The following is a 23,651-nucleotide window of genomic DNA, read 5'->3' as shown; positions in this document are numbered from 1 at the left end:
GGTGTTGCGCTGGTGCTGCCCGTCGAACGCGCCCGCGAGATGTGCGCTGATTCACCACTCGGAGCCGCTGTCGAAACCGTCGAGGGGGTGCTACTCGACGGTAACTTAGTCTGTCCCGTGCGTTGTGTAACGCGTGTGGTCGCAGGCACGATTCCTCTTGTGCTCGGCGAGCCTGTGTCGACTGAGTCGGTGTGTCTTGTCCGGACGCGCGGTCTCCGATGTGAGTTCTCCGGACGGTCCAGGGTGTCGAGTGCTACGATCGGGATGATGTCGTCATGGTGCGCGAGCGGGCCGGCTCGCTAAATGGGACTCCGTCGATGAACAGGTTCGTCGGGCAATGGGTTCAGGTGTCCGGCAACGGGCTGGGCTTCGGCTTTTGCAAGGCGAAGCGAGGCAACGACAGTGCGGTGGTCGTCTATACTGATGTGCCGCACGTCCACGAATCGGAATTAGTGGTCCCGGTTTCCCGCCTTACAGTTCCGAAGCTGCCGCCGGGCACGAGGATCTGGTTGGAAGGCGAAGTTTACGGCTGGCGAGCTGCGGAAGTAGCTTCAGCGGCCGGTTTCGGTGAGTACTGGGTGCGTGTGGCGGGCGCTTCGGGTCGTGACGTCAAGGTGCCCGGCCCGAAACTGATGGTTCGCTGGAACGAGCAACTGAGTGATCCGATCACCGCACTTGCGCAAGGCCTCTGCGACACTCCGGAGTACTACGCCGCCCGGAAGGGCTTTCGTGACTGGTTGATCGAACAACGGAGGTCGGCTCGGGGGTTTACGGCCGTACTCTCGGCTCCCGTCGGCTTCTACCAGCACCAGTTGGACACGGTCGCGAGGATGCTGGCCGATCCCGTCCTGCGTTACCTGCTCGCGGACGAGGTCGGCCTCGGTAAGACCGTCGAGGCGGGACTGGTACTTAGGCAGTTGCTGCTCGATGACCGCGACTTCAAGGCGCTGGTGTGCGCTCCGGTCACATTGGTGCAGCAATGGCGAGACGAGTTGACCGAACGTCTCCTGCTTGACGCTGCCCTGGCCGAGGGGCGTCTTGAAATCATCTCTCACGAGGATTTGCTCTCTCGGCACGACCTGACCTCGTTCGGCTTGGTGGTGATCGACGAGGCGCACCACCTTGTTGACCACCTCAGTTCGTTCGAGGCGACCCGCCGGGACCTGTACGACGTACGAGGTCTCCTGTTGCTGTCAGCGACACCGATGAAAGGAAGCCTCCGGACTTTCCTCGGTCTGTTGAATTTGGTCGATCCGATGGCTTTCCCGCTGGATAGTGTCTCGGAATTCCGTCAGCGGGTCGAGTTGCGGGAATCGGCGGCGAGCAGCGTTCAGGTTCTTACCTCGCGCCGGTCTACGCTGCGTCAGCGACGTCTTGCGCTCGATGGATTGACCGCGTTACACGGCTCGGACTCCATTTTCGGGGATTTGGCCGACGAATGCCGGAAAACTGAAGACACTGCCTCTCCAATGTGGCGGAGTCTAGCAGACTACGTCCGCGAGACCTATCGCATCAGCAGGCGCATGATTCGGCACCGGCGCAATACCGGGCCCGCTGCGGAGTACCCGGTGTCGGGACGGAAACCGACGTTTGTCGCTGTTGACGATCCTGCGCGGCCCGATGTCGACGACTTCCTGGACGAGTACCGGGAACGATTGGAGGGGCGGCTCGACGGCCGGTTTTATGCTCGTACCGTCATGCACGGCCTCGGCGGCTCAGGCCCGCTCCTGCGGCATCTGGAAAGCTCACTGAACGTCAGCGGCGCGATACCTGACGATGTGCGCTCGTTGGTGGAGTCGACCGCAGCCCGCCTTCGGTTGCGCGGTACCAACACGCGGGTGAACTGCGCCTTCGAGGTGGTGGACGCGCGGATTGAAGCCGGGCAGAAGGTCGTGATGGTGGCGACTTCGGCGGACATGGCCGCCCACCTGTTGGAGTTGGCGCGATCACGGTGGGGTGGTTTGATCCGAGGGCACCTGAGCGGGATGACTCAGCAAGATCGTGACGACGGTGTCTTGGAGTTCTCGGAGTCACGTCACGTCCAGTTGCTGATCGGCGACCACAGCATCGAAGAGGGGCGGAACCTGCAGCGCGCCGATGTTCTCGTCAACTTGGACTTGCCGCTCGACTTCAACAGGCTGGAGCAGCGGATCGGTCGCCTCGACCGGTTCGCCCGTCGCTCAGAGCCGGCCGAGGTGGTTGTCTTGACTGAGCCCGCCAGTTCGTGGGTCTCTGCCCAGATCGCCATGCTCAGTGACGGTATTGGCATCTTCGAGTCCTCTGTCGCCACTCTGCAACGCCTGCTTGAGGAAGAACGTGAGCGCCTGATCCTTACGCTGGCGCACGAAGGGAGTGACGCTTTCACTCGCGACTTGGGAGCTCTGCGTTCCGCGCTCGATGAAGAGCGGAACGAGGTGGACCTTCTCGAGGAGATCGAATCCGTCACGGTCGCAGCCGACTTCGATGAGGTGGGCATGAGCGATCTGCGGGCAACCGACGACGACGTGGAAGGACTACGTCGAACCTTCACCCACTTCACTGCCGTGCGAGGCGGCGTCGCACTGCGCCCAGTGGAGGATCAGCACGGATTGGTGCGCTTCGGTTCCGTACCAGGGCGGGCCAGGCGAGCGGGTGTAGACCGCATCGGCGGACTCTCCGAGGACGCCACTCGTGAGGTTGCTGGGCTGCTCAAGCAGACCTACGCTTACTCCCGTGACACCGCGACTGCTCGGCGGGGAGTTTCACTTCTCCGCCTTGGCGATCCGTTGGTTGACTGGCTCGAGGGCTACCTGCGACGAGATGAACGTGGGCGTACTCGAGCGATAGTGCGCCCCACCTCGGCTGTGCGTTCGCCGGAGTTGTGGTTGCACTGCGAATTTCTCGTCGAGTACGACGATTCGCACCTCGCCTTCGAGTCCGAAGGGATCCGGCGCAGGCTTCGCAGGCGCGGCGACGCTCTCCTGCCCCCCGCTGTCGTGGAGACCTGGACCGACGTGCATGGCGCGGCGTCACCGGATTTGCTGGAGGTCTTGCACGCGCCGTTCGACGAAGGTCACGACTACGTGCTGCGCGGGCAGTTGTGGCAGGCGGTCTTGGACGAGTTCCCGGAGTGGCGGCAACTCTGCCGGGCGAGTTACGAAGAGGCCCGTGCGCAACTCGCCTCGGCTGCGGCTCTGACATCGGTGCCGTCCGCTGCCGGCAGGCGCGCTGAGGCGGAGGTGGACTCGCGCTTGGCCGTACTGCGTGCCAGAGCGCGTCGGTTGCCGACGAACGCCGAGCGCGCGAGCGCTGCCCGCGATGTGCAGCAGGAGATCGAACTCGGAAATGCCGTGGTCAAGGGCGCGACCAAACCCGCGGTTTCGGTCATTGCGTGCGGAGGTGTGGTGCTGTGGCCCAAACGTTAGACGCTAGTCGGCATGCCTCTGCCGAGAACGAGCGAATGAGGGCCTTATTGGCAGACCCTGGCGTGGCTCTTGCTGAGCCGTTCACGGACGACCTCTACGTGAGGTTGGCCGAAGTGGTCTCGACGCGGTCGGCCGGAGGGATGGACCTGGCGGTGCTATTCCGCCAGCTCCTACGGCGCTCGAGCCTGCGTGAGGAGCGCGTCGAGCGGGTTGTGGTGGCCGACTCGTTGTCGGAGAGGTTACGGCCGGTCGCCGGCGCAACTTGGTTGCGTGAGGAGCGGGGCAATGTCTGGCATGCCATGCCGTGGGCGCCGACATGGCTGGACGAACCCGGTGTGCCGGATGCCGCCGCGAACACGGGGGCGCTGGCTTCAACCCGCTTCACCCCGGCCGATATCGCCGCGGACCCGTTCTTTACGCGCTTGACCAGGTACGAGAGTTACCGGACGCCGGGACAACGAGCGGCGTGCCGAGCCGTGGTTTCGGTTCCGCCCGGCAGTTCGGTCATCGCCATGCTCCCGACCGGATCAGGGAAGACAGAGGTCGCTCTCTGTCTCGCGAAGCGCAAGGACCACGCCGTTTGTCTGGTCATCGTGCCTACAGTGGCTCTAGCCTCCGATTTCGAACGGCGTTTCCGCGATCACTACTCGAAACTGCACCCGAGGGCGAAAAAGGACGCCATGACGTTCGCTTGGACCAGCAAAACGCCTAGCAACGAACGGGAGCGGATTCGTACGGCCCTGCGTGAGGGCCGGCAGCCCATCCTGGTGACGTCGCCGGAATCGGTAGGCCGGGCGTTACGCGCTGTGCTGCTAGAGGCAGCCGAGAACGGTCGTCTGGGCAGCATCGTGGTGGACGAAGCGCACCTCGTCACCCAGTGGGGACGTGATTTTCGTCCGGAGTTCCGTACGCTCAGCCACCTCCGTGCGGAGTTGTTCGATGCGGTCCGCGCGAGCGGCGAGGAGTTGCCCGTCACTCTGCTCCTGAGCGCAACTCTGGGCGCGGATGAGCTCGAAGACCTGCACAAGCTGTTCGGGGAGCCTGGTCCTACGACGTTGATCGCCGCCAACGCGCTACGCCCCGAGCCCGACATCTGGATCGCGGACTCGGACGATCCCGACGAGCGGGATGACCGGGTGTTCGAAACACTCGCCAACACACCGAGGCCGGCAGTCCTCTACGTGACCAAACCGGAGGTAGTACGTTCTTGGATTGAGCGGTTGCGAGATCGCGGCTACCACCGTATTTCGGAGGTGACCGGCAAGACCAGCGTCGACAACCGCGCCGAGGTGCTTGCTGCGCTCCGCGGCGAGGAGGATGCAGCGCCTCGAACAGATCTCGTCGTGGCGACGTCTGCGTTCGGGCTGGGGATCGACTATCCCCACTTGCGGACAGTCGTGCACGCTTGCCTGCCGGAGACAGTGGACCGCTGGTACCAGGAGTTGGGACGCGCGGGGCGTGACGGGCAGGCATCGGGCGAGTTCCTGCTCACCGCGCAGTCAGTGGATTTGCGGGAGGCTGAGAGCCTGACGACGAAAGTCCTCACGCCTGAGAACGCAAACGTGCGTTGGAACGACCTGTGGGCGCATGCGAAGGACCAGCACGACGTCCACTTGCTGGATCTCGAAGGCAATCGTGGCACGATCGGTGAGGGGTCATACAACCGCCGATGGAATGCCCAGTTGATTCAAGGGCTGGTCGAGTTGGATGTCCTCCGGCGCCACAGGGTCTACGTCGAGGACGTCCTCATGTCGACCGAAGAGGGCGAGCACGACTGGGTGGCCGTCGGACTGCTTCGGCCGATCGCGGGCGACGAATCATTCTGGACTGGAAAGTGGGCGACATGGCAGAAAGCGCAGTGGCAGCGGTCTCGTGACGCATTGACAGCCATGCAGAGTGTTGTCGTGGCGGAGTCGCCGGCGTGCGCCGCGATCGCTGAGTACTACCGAGCGGGCCCTACCGGCTATGATCTTTTCGGCGTGGCAGCCCAGTACGTCGAGCCGGAATCCAGGTGTGGCCGGTGTCCCGGTTGCCGGCGCCGCGGCGTTAGACCGCCCCACGACCCTCCGCCGCGTCCTCCGCAGCGTTGGCCCGTTCCGGCGAGGACCAGTGCGAGTTTGTCCGACTTGGTCGAAGCGGTCGGAAGCGGTAGCGCTCCAGTGCTGTTGTGGACGGACCGGCACGCCGACGTGGCTCCGAAACTGGCCCGTGCCCTGGTCCGCCGGGGCGTCAACCACCTCGCGGGCAGGATCGGAGACACCTTGCCGGACGCGCCTTGGCTGTTCGTTGATCCGGATCCGGTCCACCCCGTGGATTTGACGCCGTTTTCGTCTTTCGTGGTCTACCACCCGGATCAAAGGGTGCCGGCTGCCTGGCTCAACGCGAGGGCGCGCTTCGGCAACCGGGATCCGGATGTCAGCGTTGTCGACGTCCTGCTCGTCGGACCGAATGCTCGGATAGACGGTCGGCATGTGGTCCGCGACCTCAGGGCGGTCCACGCCGACACTGCACTTGAGATACTGGGAGGCTGAGTGCTGGATTTCCTCGACACGCATGCTCGCGCTAGCGCGCAGGCTCTACTGGTCGTGTGCCGGTACCTCGCTTCGCAGGCCAAGGGCCAAGACAGTGACGACCTCCGGGAGGCCCTTCAGCCCGGATCCCTCGTCAGGCCGACCGACTTGAGGAGCGGCATGCTGGGGCCCGCGCTGGCTGTCGGCAAAGGCCTGGGTTTCATCGAATCGTCCGAGGGCAAACCACCGTTGTGGACGCTGTCCAAGGCCGTCGATAGGAGGACCCTCGAAGATTCATCTGACAGCACGCGAGCTTTCTACGGCAGTGTGTTGCATACTCTCGGAACGCGGGCCGTTGCCGCGGCCGAGAGTGGAGACAAGGTCTCTGACATCGCCTTAGGTTTCGTCTGGTTGGCTGCGCAGGATCCGCTCGAGCCCATATCAACCAACTGGGGCGAAAGAGCGGAAGACTCGATCATCAAAGCGGGACTGGACTCCGAGATCAACAACGGCACCCAGTGGATCCCGTTTTGCCGTTGGGCGACAAGCCTCGGTCTGGCCGTCGAGAGTTCGCTGAGTTCCAGGCGCTCTTTCCTGATCCCCGATTGCAGTGGTGCGATTCGGCGAATTTTGCCGCGCCTTCCCCGATCTCTGCCGGCCGAGCAGTGGCTCCGCCAGGTGTATTCGGCCCTGCCAGTGCTGGGTGATCCTCAACTGACCAAGTTGGTCCCGGGGTTGCCCACCAGACAGGCGTCGGTGATCAGTGGCTCGCTTGCATTGGCATTGCACAAGCTCGCACGCGCGGGCCTCATCGAATTGATTCCGTCGGAAGACGCCGTGGACGCCGTGCTGGTCCGCTTGGGAAATCAGAGCAAGCGCGTCAGCAAAGTGCGGATCTTGGAGGAGTCGGCATGACCACGATGCAGGGCTTCCGGTGCTGGCACGCGGATGCGGTCGGAAAGACCGTCTACTCGGACATCGGTGCGTTGCCCGGTGACGCCGACGCCGTGTTCCTGGCTGCGCACTCCCCGATGTCGCTGACGCACGTCCGGGGTGCCGAAGTGGTCGACGGCGACGGCAGCGAGCGTGACGTCCTCGAGGCGCTCATGGCCGCCACAGGCGATCCTGACCGGAACACGCTCATCGCCGTGACTGGCGTCCCGGGCGCAGGCAAGAGCCACGTGGTCCGGTGGGTGCACGCGCATCTCAAACTCGACGAAGAACGCTTCCACGTGCTTTACGTGCCCCGGGCGATCCAGACGATCAGGGACCTGCTCCGCCGCATCGTCCAGGGCCTTCCTGGAGACAGCGGGCAGGAGATGCTGGAGCGGGTCGACGCCGCGGTGATCCGCGCCAGTCCGGCTGAACTGCGCGACCGTCTCCTGGAGGAGATGCGGTACGCACTCACCTGGATTCTGGAGCCACAGCAGCCGAAGGCAGCGGAGACGGAGGATGAACAGGGAAGGCGTGAGGACCGCAACAATCTGCTCGGCGAGCCGGACGACCAGGGCAAACGGCGACATGGTCTAGCCGACCTGCTCGCGGTCTCGCCAGTGAACCAGGCATTGCTGCGCCCGGGCGGCGTGCTCGACAACATCGTGAACTCGGTCCACGCAGAGACGTCCCGGCGTGACGGGGCAGGTAGCCGGTTCGAGGTCGGCGACCTGCCGCTGAAGGAACCCGGCGTCCGATCCGCTTTGCGGGGCGACGAAGAGCTTCTGGACCTCTGGACATTCGTGCTCCAGGATCCTGGGGCAGCCGTTGACCTGCTCAATGAAGCTGTGCAGGAGGCGCTGCTCAGGGCTCTCGGTCTGCGTGCGACGCAAGGGGAAACCTTGGACGTCGTCTTCCGGCAGGCCCGTGAATTCCTCCATCACGAGGGCAAGGAACTCGTGCTGCTCTTCGAAGATCTGGCCCAATTCGGTCTGATCGACGGCGAGCTCTACGACCAGTTCTCAACTCAGCCGGGTTCTAGCACGGCGCCCCTGCGGGTGGTGTTCGCGGTGACCGACGGGCCTTTCGAGAGGATCGTGGGCACCGTGCGGTCGCGGCTGACCCACCACTTTAAGGTCGCTGACGACGCTCTGAAGGACCGTGAAGTATTCCTCTCTCGTTACCTCAACCTCGTGCGTCTCGGGCGCGACGAGGTCGAATCCGCTTGGCGCCGCGCCTCGGTCGAAGATGACCAGGACTGGGTGAGGAACGCCTGCGACTCGAACGAGTACGGAACGCCCTGCCCGATGCGGAGCAAATGCCATTCCGACTTCGGGGCGGTTGAGGTTCCGGGGCTGGGTGCAGTCGGCCTTTACCCGTACAATAAGACGGCGATGCGGCGAGCGCTGGACAGGCCCTTGCCGGAGTCCGCCACTCCTCGGAGCGACCTGGACGTCTGCGTTTCCGAGTCGTTGCGCGAAGCTCATCACCACATCGGTCGTGGCACATATCCCCACGCTCTGGCCTTCGAGAAGTTCAACTCGGACATCACTCGCCCAAAGCAGGTCGTCCTTGCCGGAAGGACCGGTGATGAAGCCGAACGCCTTTACCGCGCACTAGTCCTGTGGGGTGACGAGGAAGATTTGGCGCCCGCGGTCGTGGAAGCGTTCAAGCTGGCCGACGTGCTGGGAGATGGCGCAGTGGGGAGTCCTGCGGTCCCCCCGGTGGCTTCGGCGGAGCATATCGGTGTGACAAGCGGTGGGGCCACTGAACGTCCGAAGCCCGGGCGACTTCAGGTGCAAAGCCCGTTACCGGATCTGTTCAAGTGGGAGACTGGCGGGCGGCTTTCTGAGCCGGATGTGAAGTCTTACCGCAAAACGGTGTACGAATTGGTGAAGGGACGGCTCAACCTCGACCACGATCTCGTACACTCGGGCAGCATTGCTCAAGAATTGATCAGTAACATCTTCGCCGTCACGTCGTTCGACTTCGGCGATGAGGCGTACGGGCGAACTGCGGGTCGCAATGCTGTCCGGTTTCGCTTCGAACGGAATTCGAACGACGTGAAGGTGCTCGCGGCAGCCCGGTGGTTCGCAGAGCACGGCCACTGGCTTCCGGACGAGGGCCACTGGCCCTGGCCTTCCGGCTACGACCCAGTGGACCTCATGCTGACCCTCGAACAGCGTCTTGACGAATGGGCCGGTGAGGTCCGCGCCGAGGTGTTGACCAGGCGGAGCACCAGGGATCTCGCGCGCGCCGCCGTTGCGGCGCGCGCGATCGCATTAGTGTGTGCGGGCGTTGACCTGGACTCGGCGGCCGGCCTCCGCGCATGCCTGTCTGTCGTGCCGACGTCTGGTGAGCCCACGACCTTGACGTGGTCCGCTGTCGAGAACGTTGCCCGGACACTGCTGGAAAAGACGGCGATTTCGAGCCTCATCGGCGATCTGGCTTCCGTGCGCCAAGGGGCTGGAGGTCCGCAACTCATCGATGTGACCGTGCTTGACCAAGACCTCGAGGTCGCACTTGCGAGACCGACCCATTATCTCCAGCAGGTAGCAGATGGCTTCAAGGAGGTGGAACCGATCCTGGCCGCCGAGGCGGCCGCATTGCTCGCCGCCGTGAGGCAGTGTGCTGATGACACCGTCGCGCAAGCACGTCAAGCCCTCGAAACGGTGGAGGAGATCCTCGGCGGCAGCAGAGTCCGCGTCGTGGCCAAAGAGGCCGAGGAATTCGGTAGCCGCGCTTTGAAGAGTCAGTTCTTCCGCCCACGTGATGGTTACAGCGAGTTCTCCGACGCGGTGCAAGTGCTCAAGCAGGCGCCCATCGACCTACCGCAGCGGTGGGAGGTCGACGCCGGTGTTCCGGCTGGTGACGAAGCGGTGCGCATCCAACGCTGGATGCGCACCGCAGTCCGGGTGGCGAATGCGCTTGAGGTGATCCGGCACACCGCTGCGCTGACCAGTGAGGAGTGCTCCCACAACACTCCGGAATCGGGAGACTTGGACCAGCGAGAGGCATTTGTGCACGAGAAGTTGATCGAGGTAGAGCAGCGTCTTCGCGTGCTCGCTGGCAACGGCGGCGCTCGTGGTTGACTCAGTGCCGACGTGGTTGTCCGAAGCGCGCCGGGCCGTCGATCGCGCGGGAAACGACAAGCAGATCCAAGATCGACTCTCTCACCTGACGGCCGTCGATGATGAGTTGCATCGGTGTCTCGACCAACTGGCTGATCTCGTCGAGGCGGCCGAGGCTGGGCACGGGACCTGGTGGTCATCTCTCGACGTCCCGTCGAAGGTTTTCACGGACTTGAAGTCCGCGCGCAAGTCCATCGATCCACGTCAGTGGAGCCGTGCGCGCAATGCGCTCGAAGAAGTATTCAAGCAGGCCGAAACTGAAATCCGTACGTCCTGGCAGGGGTACGTGACCGACCTCGCGGGCAACGCCGGGGATCTCCGCAAGTTGGTTCGCGTCCTCGGTGCGGCCCCCGCTCTTGCCGAGGAGGCCGCAAGGCTCGACGAAGCCCTAGCCCAGTTGAACGTCTCCCGCGGCAAACTTCCCGACAAGGAGTCGGTCGCCAAAGCTCGTGCCGCGGCCGACCTCCTTGACCGACTGGCTGACAAGCTGCCCCACGATGTGAGAGATTTCCTCACGGCGGCAGCAAGGGGGACAGGTGCTCCACTCGACTTGTTGACACCGGAAGTCCTCGCCTGGCTCACGGTCAACTCCGCAGTGGACGAGTTTCGCATCATCGTTGCCGGAAAGGGACGGGGGCAGGCACGTGGATGAGCTGACCTTGATGGCGCTGACGGCGCTCGAACTTCGGGAAGTGGAGTTGCTGGCGTGGGGAGCCGTCGGCGCTGAGTGGACGGCCGACGAGGTGCTCGGAATCTTCGCCGAGTCGGGGGCAGGGCAAACCGAGTTCGATCGCCTGCTGGACGCTCTGTTGATCGTGCGCACTCCCGACGGCGGCTATCGGTCACGGAGTGCTGAAACGGTGCGTCTGCTGGCCACTCTGCGCCAGTCCTACCGCAGTAGGCGGGTGAGCGAAGGCAAGCCGCTCATTCTCGACCATAGGTTCCTTCATCGTCCGCGACGCAGGCCGGCTCGAAACATTCCGGCTGAGGCCGTCCTCGATGAGGTGCGGGGCCGACTGGGCGCCGCTGGGTACGAAGCCGCGATGGCCATTGTGCCTCCCGATTTGTCCGGGTTTCAGCGACGCAGCACCGAAGCGGTGCTGACCGCTCTCAGCGCTGCTCGCGCGGCTGGTGTGATGATCTCGGCCGGCACGGGTAGCGGCAAGACGCTCGCCTTCTATCTGCCGTTGTTGGCGTGGCTCACCGATCAATTGGCCGCGCAGCAGGTCAAGGGGACCCTAGCCCTGGCTCTCTACCCCCGCAATGAGCTGCTGAAGGATCAGTTGCGGGCGCTGTTGGAGTACCTCGATCGGATGTCACGCGCAGGCTTGGGGACTCCGCCGATCAGCCTGGCCACCTGGTTCGGCCAGACGCCGTCCGACGCCCAGCAGGTGCGCAAGAGTTGGACCAGGAAAGACCGCGATTACGTGTGCCCGTTCCTGCGGTGCCTCGTGTGTGGTGATGATCTTGTTTGGCGCGGAGCGGATCTCGAAGCCAAGCCGGCTCGCGAGCGGCTGTTCTGTGCGAGGCCGGAGTGTGATGGCAGGATCGACGGAACCCGTCTGCGCCTGACCCGGAGCAGCGCGCTGAACAGTCCCGCTACCGTAATGCTGACGACTACGGAATCACTCAACCGTCAACTCTCGGCACCGGGCAACCTGGCCGCGTTCGGCGTCGGAGTGCCGTCCGCGAAGCCATCGGCGACCCTTGCGGCGGTTCTCCTGGACGAGGTGCACACATATGAAGGGGCGACGGGCGCGCAGAACGCTCTGCTCCTTCGGCGCCTAACGCATGCTATGCGCCGCAAGCCGGTGTGGGTCGGGTTGTCAGCGACTCTTCTGAACGCGGGTGAATTCTTCTCGCGTCTGGTTGGCATCTCTACCGCGGACGTGACCGTGGTGCAGCCGGACCCGACGGAACTGGTGGATTCGGGTGCGGAGTACCTCCTGGCTCTGCGGCATAACCCATACTCCCAAACCGGGTCATTGTCAGCGACTATCCAGACTGCAATGGCCCTGACTCGGTGTCTTGACAGCCTCGTCGACGACCCGATAGAGCCACCCCCGACGTCCGATGGAGTGGCTGGTAAGCGCGCCTTCGTCTTCACCGACAAGTTGGACAGCACGAACCGGTTGTACTGGGACCTGTCGGATGCCGAAGACGTCAACAGCGCCAATCGGTGGCGCGGGCGGAGGCCGCGAACCCTTGCCCATCTCCGGGCGTCAGAACAACGTGCGCTGAACCCCGATCACCGTGAGCCTGCCGTCGGGCGCGACGCCGATGGTCAGTGGTGGTGGTTGCCGGAGCAACTGGGTTACGGCCTGGAGGCGGACCGTTCGCTGCGTGTCGGTCGCACGAGCTCCCAGGACAGAGGTGTCGAGTCCGACGCTCAGGTCGTGGTGGCGACCGCCACCTTGGAAGTGGGGTTTGACGACGACCGCGTCGGCGCCGTCATCCAGCATAAGGCGCCTCATGACGCGGCACAGTTCCTCCAGCGCAAAGGCCGTGCTGGACGTAATCCGCTCACTCGTCCGTGGACTGTTGTGGTGCTGAGTGACTGGGGCCGCGATCGCCAGGTGTGGGACGCCTACGACGCACTCTTCGATCCGGAGCTCCCGCCGCGCAACTTACCGCTGGAAAATCTCTACGTGCTGCGGATCCAAGCGGTCTACTCGTTGCTCGATTGGTTGGCGGTGGAGTTGCGCTACACCAATCGACAATCCACGTGGGTCGACCTCGCCGGTCCCGCCGAGCAGTTGTTCCGCAACCCTCGAGCACAGGAAGAGGCGCGTGAGCGCCAGCGGAAGCTGATGGTCAAGCTGGAGCAACTGCTCCGGCCGGGGCCGGAGCGCAAGCGTCTGCGCAAGCACCTTCGCGATGCATTGGCCCTCGGTTCCGACGAGTTCGCCGAGTCGATCGTCGACACGCTGTTGTGGGAGTCGCCGAGGCCGTTGCTCCTAGCCGTTGTCCCCACCATACGGCGTAGGTTGGAGCAGCAGTGGAGTGGTGAGCAGCCTGCGGACGACGACATCCGTCTGCAGACGAGGACGCCTCTACGGGACTTCGTTCCCGGAAACCTCTTCGACGACTTGATGGTGCCCGACGTCGAGTTGCTGGTACCTGGCCGGGGTAATCGCCCACAGGTGGAGCAGTTGCCGGCCCTGCGCGCGTTACGCGAATTTTGCCCGGGCAACGTGAGCAGACATTTCGGTGTCTACGCTGAGAACAAGCGGCACTGGGTCCCACTTCCCGCCCAGATCCCCGGTGAGGCCGAGATCCAGGTCGAGGTGGACTCGACCTTCAAGGCCGATTTCGTCGACGCTGTCACCGTCGATCGGACTCGGGTGACCGTGTACCGGCCGACCGCGGTGACTTTGGAACCCGTACCCAGCGACGTTCGAGACTCCTCCTCGGTCGCCCCCGACTGGGAGTTCCACGTGACGCCGCTGGGGCATGGCATCGCCGCGAGCCTGGGACGGGGCACCGATCGGCTTCTCACGGGACTGAGCTTCCATCTGCACGTCCAAGGCGGCGGTGTCCGCACTATCAGGTTCGCCAGGACGGCCCGCGGAACGATGTGGGACCAGACCGGCCCCGCGCCGCGACCGGTCCGGCTCGTCTTCGGTACGGGAGTTCGGGACGACTGGGTCCCCGGCGCCGTCGGGGTGGACGTCCACTGCGACGCAGTCACAGGGATCGTCCGTGTGCCTGATGTCCCTGATGATCCAACGCCCGCGGAACGAACAAGCAGGCTCAGGTACCTCCTCACTGCCGAGGCGGACCTGCCCGAGCCCATGTCCGTGTTCGATCGTGACAGGCTCGTTCAGGTCGTGACCTTGGTGATCGCCGGTACGCCCGACGGCAAGCGTGCACCCGCGTCCGCGGACGAGTGGACGCAGCGGATGACGTCGGCCGCAGACATCCTCGGGCTGCTCAAAGCGGACGATCACGAGGGCTCTGACGCGAACTCATGGCGTGGTTGGTTTGTCGATGATCAGGTACTCAGTGCCGTCCGGGAGTCTGTCGAAGAAATCTTCTGCGCCCAGCGAACCGCGCCGTGGCTGGCGTGGTGGCGGCGGGGGTACACGCTCTCCGCAGCAACATTGGTGCTCAACGCGCTGGCAGTTCGGTGCCCCGGGGTGGATCCAGAAGAGTTGACAATCGACCTCGATCCCGGCAAGGACGACGTATTCTGGTTGACGGAACGCTCACCCGGTGGCACCGGTCAAGCCGAGACGTTCCATCGGGTGCTTGTTCAAGCCCCGGACGCGTTCGGCCGTGCGTTGGAAGATTCTCTCCGTCCCACGACCGCCGACACCGCGGACGAGGAGTTGAGCACCTTGGTGCGGCTGAAATCGCCCGAGGTCGTCGATTCGCTAGCGCGTCTGCGCGCGGCTTGGCGGAAAGGGCACACAGCAGTCGCGGAAGCAGTGCGAGCGGTCGAGGAGGCGGCGCGCCGTCACGACATCAACCTCGGCGGACCGGCCCGGTCGGCTCTGAGCACTCGGATCGCCGGCCCCGGTGCTCACCCGAACTTGGTCGCTACTCTCGTTTCGTGGCTCGATCTTCGGGACCGTGTCACGCGTGATAAGGGGATTGTGGTGGATCCGCGAACTCTCGGTGCATTGGTCGGCGGGGATCAAGTCCTGGATGGGGTCCTGCACCTCGGTGGTGGTGACGTGCAGCCCGAACGACGTGCTCGGGCGGTGGCCAATGTGCTGTGGCCTTGGGGACGTGTGCCGCAGCCGCCGTCGGCCGCGTACAGCCGCGTTCCCGAGGTTTCGTTCGACCGGTTGCGTGAGCAGTTGCAGCTCTCGCCCGAGTCCGTCGACATCGTCGGCTGGGACGATGAGAGCCGTAGTCAGGTGCACAAGGCTCTGCTTCAACACGGAGAATTGATACTCCGGATCGGCCACGCTCAGCACACCGTACTTCGCACTGTTCTTCTCGACCTGCAAACCTTTCCGGTGGAGGTGGGAACGCTGTTGACGCATCCTGTCGTCGTGGGCCTGAACCGTTCGACTCGCACTGTGGAACTCCGACTGCTGCTGCGGGAGGCACTATGACGCGCGTCATCCGCAAGTCTAAGGCTCAAAGCGCCGGCGATGTGCTCGACTTGTTGAACGCCCTGTTCACGGCGGAACTGATTGCTCCCAGCAGGTGCTTATGGCTGGTATCGCCTTGGATTTCCGACGTGGAGATCATCGATAACTCGGTCGGTACGTATCCAGTGCTAGCGCACTACGGGAAAAGGGTGGTCCGACTAGCCGAAGTGCTGGGCACGCTCGCCATGGCTGGCACGAAAATCGTCATCGCCACCACGCCGGACTTGGCCAACAGTACCTTCATTCGGCGAATGCAACTCCTACGCAGGGACCTCCACATCGAGCAGGTGGTCGACATCCAGACGGACTACAGTGGAAGGCTGCACACGAAAGCCCTGACGGGTGATGACTACGCCTTGGCTGGCAGCATGAACATCACCTTCAACGGGATCTTCATCCGGGAGGAACAGGTCGAACTTAAGACTGACACTGAATACGTCGCTCAAGCCAGAATGGATGCGTACGACCGGTTCGGCGGTGTGCTGTGAACATTACCGAGCTTCTTCAGCGGTGCATGGGAGACGCCGAGCAGTTCAAGGACTTCCGCGAGAGGGTCGAGTTGCTCGTCGAAGAGCAGGCTCGCGGCTGGGATGGAGGGCCTGGGGGATGGCTCGTTGTGCCGGTAAACCGCCTGCCCCGAGGTTTCTATCTGATCTCCAGGGATCCCGAGGGGCAGCGACGTGGGCGAGAGGTGCTCAGGGGATTCCTCGGACCCGCCGAAGCGGATTTCGAAACAACGCCGCTGGCGCCTGATGCGCAACAGGTGGATAAGTACTTGGTGGAAGCTGGATTCGGCTATCTGGCCAGCGTGACGCGGAATGGCCCGACCACGCGCGAGCGGTTGCTCGTAGCCTTGGAAGACATGCTGGCCACCGTCAGCGGGCGGGAGTTGAGGGCTAAACGCCCGCAACCGTCGCAGTACCTTGATTTGTTGCGCGACTTCCGGCTGGCTCTCGCCCAGGGTGACGGAAGGCAAGCAGATGACGCGCTGAACAACCTGCGTCTGACCGGCAGGTTGAGCGCCGAGAACCTCAGGTTTCTGAAGGTAGAACTCCTGGGTGCCCTCGGTCGGTGGGATGAGCTGCGAGGGCAGGATTTCCTGATCGAGTTGCTCAGAGCTCGTCGGCCCAGGGCGATTAACGAGTACCTGATGGAGATGATCTGGCGCACCGAGATCGGTGAACTGGTCGCTCGTGACACCGCTCCGGACGCCATCTACACCGAGCACAACCTCGGCTCGCGCTATGGAAACGTCTTGAGTGCGGTCGATGTGTCGAACACCGAGCCAGGACGCGCCTTGAGTGTCGTCGTGGCCACCGCTTTGAACGATGAGGAGCGGCTGCAGCGGCTCCTCGCGGGTGCTGTCGATTCGTCGGAGCAGGAACTCCTCCGCGGAATAGCGCGCCACCGGCTGTCGGCCGCGACGCCGGAAAGCCTTGGCATAAGGGATTTGTTCGAACAGGGACAACGCGGCGCCGTCGTCAGAGCTTTCGTTCAGGCGCCGACTCCCGAGACCGCAGAGTTCGCCGTGGAGTCGATCCTCGAAGCCGAGGACGCGACGCGCGCTGGGCTTGTACTCGAGGCTGTCCAGCAGTTCGTCGATGCCGAACTGCTCGTTCCCGGGCGACGGTTACGCCGTGACATCGAAGAGCTTGCCGTGTTGGCCGGTTCTCGGTGCGCAGACTGGAGTGAGTGGGGCGTACGGATCGGCAATCGCGAGCCTTGGCCGGATGGAGCACGGGTCCTTCGAGCCCAGCACGGTGAATGGACCTCCATCGAGCAACTGTCCTCGAAACAGGTCGAAGCCCTGGCCTACAACCTGCTGGGCGCGTGGGAAGGAGCGAATCAGGAACAAATCCTGGCTGCACTAGATGTCTTGTGCGAGGAGGCAGCCACCGTGACTGCTGTACCGCACGCTGCAGAGTTCTGCGACGCCGTGCAAGTTCTGCTCGCTGAGCAGAACAACCTCAGCGGTCCCGTCCGCGAAGCGTACCTTCGGCTGCTGGATCAGGTCTTGGCCGGCGCTCCGACAACGGAGCGGTACATACAAGCCGTGGCCCAGGCTATGAATCTGTGGACCCGGATCAGCGCTCCGACCACCGTCGACTGGGGGATCGGCCTCGCGGACCTGCTGCTCATCCACCCGTCGGCGGACCTAGGCGTACGGGTCGAAGCCATCAGTGCCATCGTGGGGAAGGCGCGGGACTTCGGTCAGCGCTCTTCTCTGCGTCAACGCACGGAAATCGAACTTCTGGCGGTGGAGATCGGCATCCCGCCTCGTCAACTCGCACCGGCTACGACGGGCGTCGATGTCGTGTGGAGCAGGCTCGACGGTCAGTTGGTAGGTGTCTACTCTCTTCTGCCGAGGGCCGCCGAGTCCCTGGAGCGTCGTTTGAAGGCTCTCTGCTCTCCCAAGTCGGTCGAGGGGAACGCGGACCGGGTGTCCACATCAGCGCTGAAGAACCTGGCCGACAAGGCCGACTTCATGATCGTGGACACGTGGCACGCTTCTCATGCCGCGACCGGCGCCATCGACGCGGTGCTGCCCAGAAACAAGCAGATCTGCCCGCAGGGGCGCGGCGTGTCCAGCTACCTTCAGGCGTTGGAGCAGGCGTTGTTGGCAAGGGATGCCTGAATGGCCGATTACCCCGGCTGCCTGTCAAGCCTTAAGCCAGCAGAAGGGCTCTAGCCTCACGTACCTGGTGCCCCCGGCAGGATTCGAACCTGCGACACCCGCTTTAGGAGAGCGGTGCTCTATCCCCTGAGCTACGAGGGCATGTACTGCCAGCACCAGCGTACCGGGCCCGCACCGGCCACAGCACCAGGGGCACGGATGGAGTAGCCCGACTCTCGTCGTCACCCAGGTGAGTGGTTCTCATGCTCCACCCACATGCCCGGTACACCCCGCCGGACGGTTGACCCCACCTGACCTGGACGGACCAGTCGGTCACCTGGTCGTGTCTGGTTTCGAACTGCTGAACAACAGTAGGTAACCTTCGTTAACGGGACGCGGGGAGCCGCTCCCACCGGCTGTTGCGGAGGGCTTCGTTGATCAAGCTCATGTTCGCCGACGACGAGGAACTGGTGCGCTCGGGACTGCGCGCGATGATGTCCGGGGCCCAGGACATCGAGATCGTGGGCGAAGCCTCCGACGGCAGATCCGCGGTCGAGGTCGCCCGCCGGTATCACCCTGACGTGGCCCTTCTCGACATCAAGATGCGTGCCCCCGACGACGGCATCCGGGCGCTGAGGGCCATCCTCGCCCTCCCCGATCCGCCCACCGTTGCCATGCTGACCACCTTCGACATCGACGAGTACGTCAGTCTGGCTCTCCGGCTGGGCGCCAACGGCTTCCTCCTCAAGGACATCGACCCCGCCGCCCTGCTGCGGGCGGTGCGGGATCTGGCAAAAGGGGGTGCTGTCCTCGACCCGGGTGTTGCCGCGCGGATGGTTCAGTCCCATCGGGACGAACAACGCGCTGCTCAGCCCGCCCGCAAGCTGCTCGCCTCGCTGTCCGACCGCGAACGCGAGGTCGTGGCGCTCATCGGGCAGGGACTGAGCAACGCCGAGATCGGGGGACGGCTCCACCTCTCCGAAGCCACCGTCAAGGGGTACGTCTCCGCCGTGCTCTCCAAGATCGGCGCGGCCAACCGGGTGCAGGCCGCGCTGCTGGCCTATCGCGGTGGCCTTCTCGACCAGTAAATGCTGCTCACGGCGCTGGAGTTCCTCGGGCTCGTCGCCTTCGCGGCGTCCGGGGCGCTCGCCGCCGTGCGGGCGCGGCTCGATGTCTTCGGCGTTGTCGTCGTCGGGCTCACCACCGCGCTCGGGGGCGGCGTCATCCGGGACGTCCTGCTCGGCATCCATCCGCCGACCACCCTGCGGAACTGGTCCTACCTCGCCGTCTGCGGGGTGACGGCCCTGGTCGTCTTCGTCTTCCACCCTCAGGTCGCGCGGCTGCGGCGGGGCGTGCTGCTCGCGGACGCGCTCGGGCTCGGCGTCTTCGCCACCGCCGGGACGACGATCGCGCTCAACGCCGGCGCCACCGTCTACGCCGCGTGCCTGATCGGGATGACGACCGGGATCGGCGGTGGCGCCGTCCGCGATCTTCTGCTCCGGGAAATCCCGCTCGTCCTGCGGAAGGAGATCTACGCCGTGGCCGCGCTGGCCGGTTCGGCGCTCGTCGCTGTCGGTCACACTGTGCGACTGCCGGAGGGGCCGGTGACCGTGGCCGCGGCCGCCGTCGTCGTCACGATCAGGATGGTCGCGCTCTGGCGGCACTGGAACGCCCCGGTCGCGCGCGGTCCGGAATGAACGGAATCCTTTGTTAGTTCTGTGTGTGTTCTTAGGCGGGTCTCAGCACGCTGAGTAAAACTAGCGCCATGCGCATCCTTGTGGTGGACGACGACCGCGCCGTCCGTGAGTCGCTTCGGCGGTCCCTGGAGTTCAACGGCTACCAGGTCCAGCTGGCCAGCGATGGTGCGCAGGCGCTCGAAGCCATCGTCGCCGACCGGCCCGACGCCATGGTCCTGGACGTCATGATGCCGCGGCTCGACGGCCTCGAGGTCGCCCGGCGGCTGCGCAGCACCGGTGACGACCTGCCGATCCTCGTGCTCACCGCCCGCGACACCGTCTCCGATCGGGTGTCCGGGCTGGACGCCGGCGCCGACGACTACCTGCCGAAGCCGTTCGCGCTCGAGGAACTGCTCGCCCGGCTGCGCGCGCTGCTGCGTCGCGCCGTCCCGGAGGGCCCGAACGGCCAGGCCTCGGAGGCGCTGGCCTTCGCGGACCTGACCCTCGACCCCGGCACGCGGGAGGTCCGCCGCGGCGGCCGCGAGATCAGCCTGACCCGGACCGAGTTCGCTCTGCTGGAACTGTTCCTTTCCTATCCGAAGCACGTCCTCACGCGGGGCCGGATCCTGGAGGAAGTATGGGGTTACGACTTCCCGACGTCGGGCAACGCGCTGGAGGTCTACGTCGGCTATTTGCGCCGCAAGACGGAGGCCGAGGGGGAGCCGAGGCTGATCCACACGGTGCGGGGAGTGGGGTACGTCCTGAGGGAAACCCCGCCGTGACCGACCCCGGCGCGGAAGACCCTCGCGGGACGCGCTGGGGCACGCGCCGGTTCTCGTTGCGCGGTCGGGTGACGCTGCTCGCCGCCGCCTGTGTCGCCGGCGCCGTCGCGCTGGTGTCGATCGGTGCGTACATGGTCGTGCGCAGCAACCTCTACCAGCAGCTGGACGACGGCCTGATGGCCCGCGCCCAGGCGGCGGTCGACTCGCCGCAGGTGCAGACCGAGCTGCGGCAGGTCCCCGGCGCCTTCCTGGCCAGCGCCGACCTGCAGATCGGGCAGCTCAACGCCGCGCCCGACGTCCAGCACGCCGTGATGACCTACCCGCTGTCGAGTTCGCCGCCGCCGTTCGACCAGCGCGAGCTGGCCGTCGCGAACGGCGATTCGGCGGAGTCGCTGCGGACGGACTTCCGCACCGACAGCCGCGTGGTCGCGCTGCCGGCCGGGCACGGCGAGGCCATCGTGCTCGCCCAGTCGATGGGGCCGACCAAACGCACACTGAACGAGCTCGCGCTGGTGCTCTTCCTGATCGGCGGGGCCGGCATCCTGGTCGCCGCCGCGGCGGGCACCGCGGTCGCGCGGGCGGGCCTGCGCCCGGTCGACCGGCTGACGTCGGCCGCCGAGCGCGTCGCCAAGACCGGCGACCTGCGGCCGATCCCGGTCAGCGGCGACGACGAGCTGGCGCGCCTCACCCAGACCTTCAACACCATGCTCGGCACGGTCGCGGACTCGCAGGAACGCCAGCGCCAGCTGGTCGCGGACGCCGGGCACGAGCTGCGGACGCCGTTGACGTCCCTGCGCACCAACCTCGAGCTGCTGCTCGCCGCGAGCAAGCCGGGCGCGCCGCCGCTGCCGGACGAGGACCGGATCGACATCGTCGCGGACATCAGCGGCCAGCTCGACGAGCTGACGCAGCTCATCGGCGATCTGGTCGAGCTCGCGCGCCAGGACGAGCCACGGGAGCGCTTCGAGCGCGTCGACCTGCTGGACGTCGTCGAGCGGGCGCTGGACCGGGCGCGACGGCGGGCGGGCGAGATCAACTTCGACGTCTCGCTGCAGCCCTGGGTGCTCACCGGCGACAACAGCTCGATCGAGCGCGCGGTGCTGAACCTGCTCGACAACGCGGTGAAGTTCTCGCCGCCCGACGCGACGGTCTGGGTGCGGCTGTACCCGCTGGGCGACGGCACCGCGGTCGTCGAAGTGGCGGACGCCGGCCCGGGCATCGCCGAGGAGGACCTGCCCAAGGTCTTCGACCGCTTCTACCGCTCGTCGGAGGCGAGGACGCTGCCCGGTTCGGGGCTCGGTCTCGCGATCGTGAAGCATGCGGCCGAGCGGCATGGCGGCGCCGTCTACGCTTCGCAGGCGCCGGAGGGTGGCGCGCTGATGACCATCCGGCTGCCGGGGGCGCCCGGCTGACTCGGGCGTTTCCGACGCCCGTGGTGGTGTTGTTGTTCGGCCTTGGCGTGGTTACCCGCGCCGTGACCTGGTGTTTCGAAGTTCACCCCGTGCTGTTCGGCCGACCCGGTGTTGAATCGTGTAGGATTTTGTGTGGTTGAGAACTGACGGGGACGGAGTTGAACGGTGCTGGCGCGTCAGCGACAGGCGGTGATCCTGGAAGAGGCACGCCGGACCGGTGCGGTCCGGGTCAGTGACCTCGTGACCAGGCTGGGCGTGTCCGACATGACGGTGCGCCGCGACCTGGACGTCCTGGCCGGCCGGGGTCTCGTCGAGAAGGTGTACGGCGGCGCCACCTCGATCGTCGGCAAGAGCACCGACGAACCCGGGTTCGAGGCGAAGTCCGTGCGCCAGCGGGCGCAGAAGGAAGCCATCGCCGACCTCGCCGCGACGCTGGTCCGGCCCGGCACCGCGATCGGCATCTCCGCCGGCACCACCACGTGGACGCTGGCGCGGGCGCTCGACGCCATCCCCGGGCTCACCATCGTGACCAACTCGATCCAGGTCGCGGACGTGCTCCGCGGGTCGACGCAGCCGGAGCGCACCGTCGTGCTCACCGGCGGGGTCCGGACGCCGTCGGACGCGCTGGTCGGGCCGGTCGCCGTGCACAGCCTGCGGTCGCTGCACCTCGACGTCGTCTTTCTCGGTGTCCACGGGATGGCCGACGGGCCGGGGTTCACGACGCCGAACCTCACCGAGAGCGAGACCGACCGCGCGCTGGTCGAGGCCGGGCGCAAGCTCGTCGTGCTCGCCGACCACACCAAGTGGGGCACCGTCGGGATCTCCACGATCGCCGACCTGGACGAGGCCGACGTCGTCGTCACCGACGACGGGATCACGGACGAGGCCAAGGAAATACTTGCCGAACAGGCAGGGGAACTCATGATCGCCGAAACGGCGGAGACGGTCGAGGCCGAAGAAGCGTGAAGCGCACTGTACGACACCTGGCCGACGGCCGGGAGATCATCTATTTCGACCAGCCCGGCGCGCCCGACCGCGTCGCCGAGGACACCCGCGACCTGCCGCCGGTTTCGGCCGCGTCGGAGATCCGGCTGGACCCGCTCACCGGTGAATGGGTCGCGATGGCCGCGCACCGGCAGACGCGGACCTACAAGCCGCCCGCGGACCTGTGCCCGCTGTGCCCGAGCAAGCCGGGGAAACCGAGCGAAATCCCGGAAAGCGATTACGACGTCGTCGTCTTCGAGAACCGGTTCCCGTCCTTCGCCGAGGATGTCGTCGGCGAGCAGTCCACTGTGGATGGTCTCGGATTGACGCCGGTGGCGCCGGGCCGCGGCCGCTGCGAAGTCGTGTGCTTCACCAGCAACCACAACGGGTCCTTCGCCCAGCTGAGCGCGGAGCAGGTGCGGGCCGTGGTGGACGCGTGGGCCGATCGCACGGCTGGGCTGTCCGAAGTGCCCGGGGTGGAACAGGTCTTCCCCTTCGAGAACCGCGGCGAGGAAATCGGCGTCACGCTGTCGCACCCGCACGGGCAGATCTACGGCTACCCGTTCGTCACGCCGAAGACCGAGCGCATGCTCGACGTCGCCCGCGCCTACCAGGCCGAACACGGCCGCCCGGTGCTCGGCGACGTGCTGGCGGCCGAACGCAAGTCCGGCGCCCGCGTGGTGACCTCCGGCGAGCACTGGACGGCGTACGTGCCGTCGGCGGCCCGCTGGCCGGTCCAGGTGCAGATCGTGCCGCACCGGCAGGTTCCGGACCTCCCCGCGCTGACCGAAGCCGAGCGCGACGACTTCGCCGGCGTCTACCTGGACGTGCTGCGCCGCTGCGACGCGCTGTACGACCGGCCGTTGCCGTACATCGCGGCGTGGCACCAGGCGCCGGTGCACCGCGACCGCGACCTCGCCTGGCTCCACCTGGAGGTGTTCTCCGTGCTGCGCGCGAAGGACAAGCTGAAGTACCTGGCTGGGTCCGAATCGGGCATGGCGGTGTGGATCAACGACGCGACGCCGGAGCAGATCGCGGAACGGCTCCGCGAGGCGGGCTGAGCGGCCATACTCATCTGCGATGCACAGGTTCGGCTCAGG

The 23,651-nt window shown here is 65.5% G+C and carries 14 protein-coding genes and 1 tRNA gene; 14 read left to right on the top strand and 1 reads right to left on the bottom strand.

Going from position 1 to position 23,651, the window contains the following annotated elements; genetic code table 11:
- Window positions 1–275: 275 nt before the first annotated feature.
- From dpdE to dpdD, 8 genes are all read left to right on the top strand, one after another.
- A complete protein-coding gene (gene dpdE / locus AB0M82_RS27565; protein WP_364727542.1) occupies window positions 276–3,404 on the top strand; it encodes a protein DpdE in 3,129 nt (1,042 codons plus the stop codon).
- Window positions 3,405–3,466: 62 nt separating this feature from the next.
- Window positions 3,467–5,935: a protein DpdF gene (dpdF, locus tag AB0M82_RS27560; protein WP_364727540.1), complete on the top strand. Its 2,469-nt coding sequence runs from the start codon at window positions 3,467–3,469 to the stop codon at window positions 5,933–5,935.
- Window positions 5,936–6,829 (top strand): protein DpdG, encoded by an 894-nt coding sequence (dpdG, locus tag AB0M82_RS27555; RefSeq protein ID WP_364727537.1) that lies wholly within the window; start codon window positions 5,936–5,938, stop codon window positions 6,827–6,829.
- Window positions 6,826–9,939 carry an ATP-binding protein gene (locus AB0M82_RS27550; protein WP_364727534.1) on the top strand — a complete coding sequence of 1,038 codons (3,114 nt, stop codon included), beginning with the start codon at window positions 6,826–6,828 and terminating at the stop codon, window positions 9,937–9,939. The genes dpdG and AB0M82_RS27550 overlap by 4 nt, the downstream gene beginning before the upstream one ends.
- A 4-nt stretch (window positions 9,940–9,943) precedes the next feature.
- The gene (locus AB0M82_RS27545) at window positions 9,944–10,630 is read left to right on the top strand and encodes a hypothetical protein (protein ID WP_364727531.1); all 687 of its coding nucleotides are present in this window, start codon (window positions 9,944–9,946) and stop codon (window positions 10,628–10,630) included.
- Entirely contained in the window at window positions 10,623–15,044 is a 4,422-nt protein-coding gene (gene dpdJ / locus AB0M82_RS27540) for a protein DpdJ (protein WP_364727528.1), read from the top strand. The genes AB0M82_RS27545 and dpdJ overlap by 8 nt, the downstream gene beginning before the upstream one ends.
- Complete coding sequence (dpdK, locus tag AB0M82_RS27535) at window positions 15,041–15,571, top strand: phospholipase D-like domain-containing protein DpdK (RefSeq protein ID WP_364727526.1); 531 nt, start codon at window positions 15,041–15,043, stop codon at window positions 15,569–15,571. The genes dpdJ and dpdK overlap by 4 nt, the downstream gene beginning before the upstream one ends.
- Window positions 15,568–17,718: a protein DpdD gene (dpdD, locus tag AB0M82_RS27530; protein WP_364727523.1), complete on the top strand. Its 2,151-nt coding sequence runs from the start codon at window positions 15,568–15,570 to the stop codon at window positions 17,716–17,718. The genes dpdK and dpdD overlap by 4 nt, the downstream gene beginning before the upstream one ends.
- A 65-nt stretch (window positions 17,719–17,783) precedes the next feature.
- Here the strand turns inward: dpdD and AB0M82_RS27525 are convergent.
- Window positions 17,784–17,859: transfer RNA gene (locus AB0M82_RS27525), tRNA-Arg, on the bottom strand.
- A gap of 272 nt (window positions 17,860–18,131) precedes the next feature.
- On the opposite strand from AB0M82_RS27525, the gene AB0M82_RS27520 reads away from it, so the two are divergent.
- The 6 genes from AB0M82_RS27520 to galT all read left to right on the top strand — a co-directional run bounded on the left by AB0M82_RS27520 (window position 18,132) and on the right by galT (window position 23,612).
- Window positions 18,132–18,785, top strand: coding sequence for a response regulator transcription factor (locus tag AB0M82_RS27520; protein ID WP_364727520.1), 654 nt, complete (start codon window positions 18,132–18,134; stop codon window positions 18,783–18,785).
- The gene (locus tag AB0M82_RS27515; RefSeq protein ID WP_364727517.1) at window positions 18,786–19,394 is read left to right on the top strand and encodes a TRIC cation channel family protein; all 609 of its coding nucleotides are present in this window, start codon (window positions 18,786–18,788) and stop codon (window positions 19,392–19,394) included.
- Between the two features lie 68 nt (window positions 19,395–19,462).
- Window positions 19,463–20,155: a response regulator transcription factor gene (locus tag AB0M82_RS27510; protein ID WP_364727514.1), complete on the top strand. Its 693-nt coding sequence runs from the start codon at window positions 19,463–19,465 to the stop codon at window positions 20,153–20,155.
- Window positions 20,152–21,567 carry a HAMP domain-containing sensor histidine kinase gene (locus AB0M82_RS27505; RefSeq protein ID WP_364727511.1) on the top strand — a complete coding sequence of 472 codons (1,416 nt, stop codon included), beginning with the start codon at window positions 20,152–20,154 and terminating at the stop codon, window positions 21,565–21,567. Before AB0M82_RS27510 ends, AB0M82_RS27505 begins: the two co-directional genes overlap by 4 nt.
- A gap of 165 nt (window positions 21,568–21,732) precedes the next feature.
- Window positions 21,733–22,533, top strand: coding sequence for a DeoR/GlpR family DNA-binding transcription regulator (locus AB0M82_RS27500; protein WP_364727508.1), 801 nt, complete (start codon window positions 21,733–21,735; stop codon window positions 22,531–22,533).
- The gene (gene galT / locus AB0M82_RS27495) at window positions 22,530–23,612 is read left to right on the top strand and encodes a galactose-1-phosphate uridylyltransferase (protein ID WP_364727506.1); all 1,083 of its coding nucleotides are present in this window, start codon (window positions 22,530–22,532) and stop codon (window positions 23,610–23,612) included. The genes AB0M82_RS27500 and galT overlap by 4 nt, the downstream gene beginning before the upstream one ends.
- Window positions 23,613–23,651: the final 39 nt, after the last annotated feature.

This window comes from Amycolatopsis sp. NPDC051128 (assembly GCF_040682715.1).
Taxonomy (GTDB): domain Bacteria; phylum Actinomycetota; class Actinomycetes; order Mycobacteriales; family Pseudonocardiaceae; genus Amycolatopsis.
The sequence above is the reverse complement of the archived record's forward strand: the minus strand, read 5'-3'. Positions and strand labels throughout refer to the sequence as shown.

Excerpts from the sequence above, each read along its gene's own strand:
- AB0M82_RS27510 (WP_364727514.1), top strand. The coding sequence starts at position 19,463 with ATGCGCATCCTTGTGGTGGACGACGACCGCGCCGTCCGTGAGTCGCTT.
- AB0M82_RS27515 (WP_364727517.1), top strand. The coding sequence starts at position 18,786 with ATGCTGCTCACGGCGCTGGAGTTCCTCGGGCTCGTCGCCTTCGCGGCG.
- dpdE (WP_364727542.1), top strand. The coding sequence starts at position 276 with ATGGTGCGCGAGCGGGCCGGCTCGCTAAATGGGACTCCGTCGATGAAC.
- AB0M82_RS27550 (WP_364727534.1), top strand. The coding sequence starts at position 6,826 with ATGACCACGATGCAGGGCTTCCGGTGCTGGCACGCGGATGCGGTCGGA.
- dpdK (WP_364727526.1), top strand. The coding sequence starts at position 15,041 with ATGACGCGCGTCATCCGCAAGTCTAAGGCTCAAAGCGCCGGCGATGTG.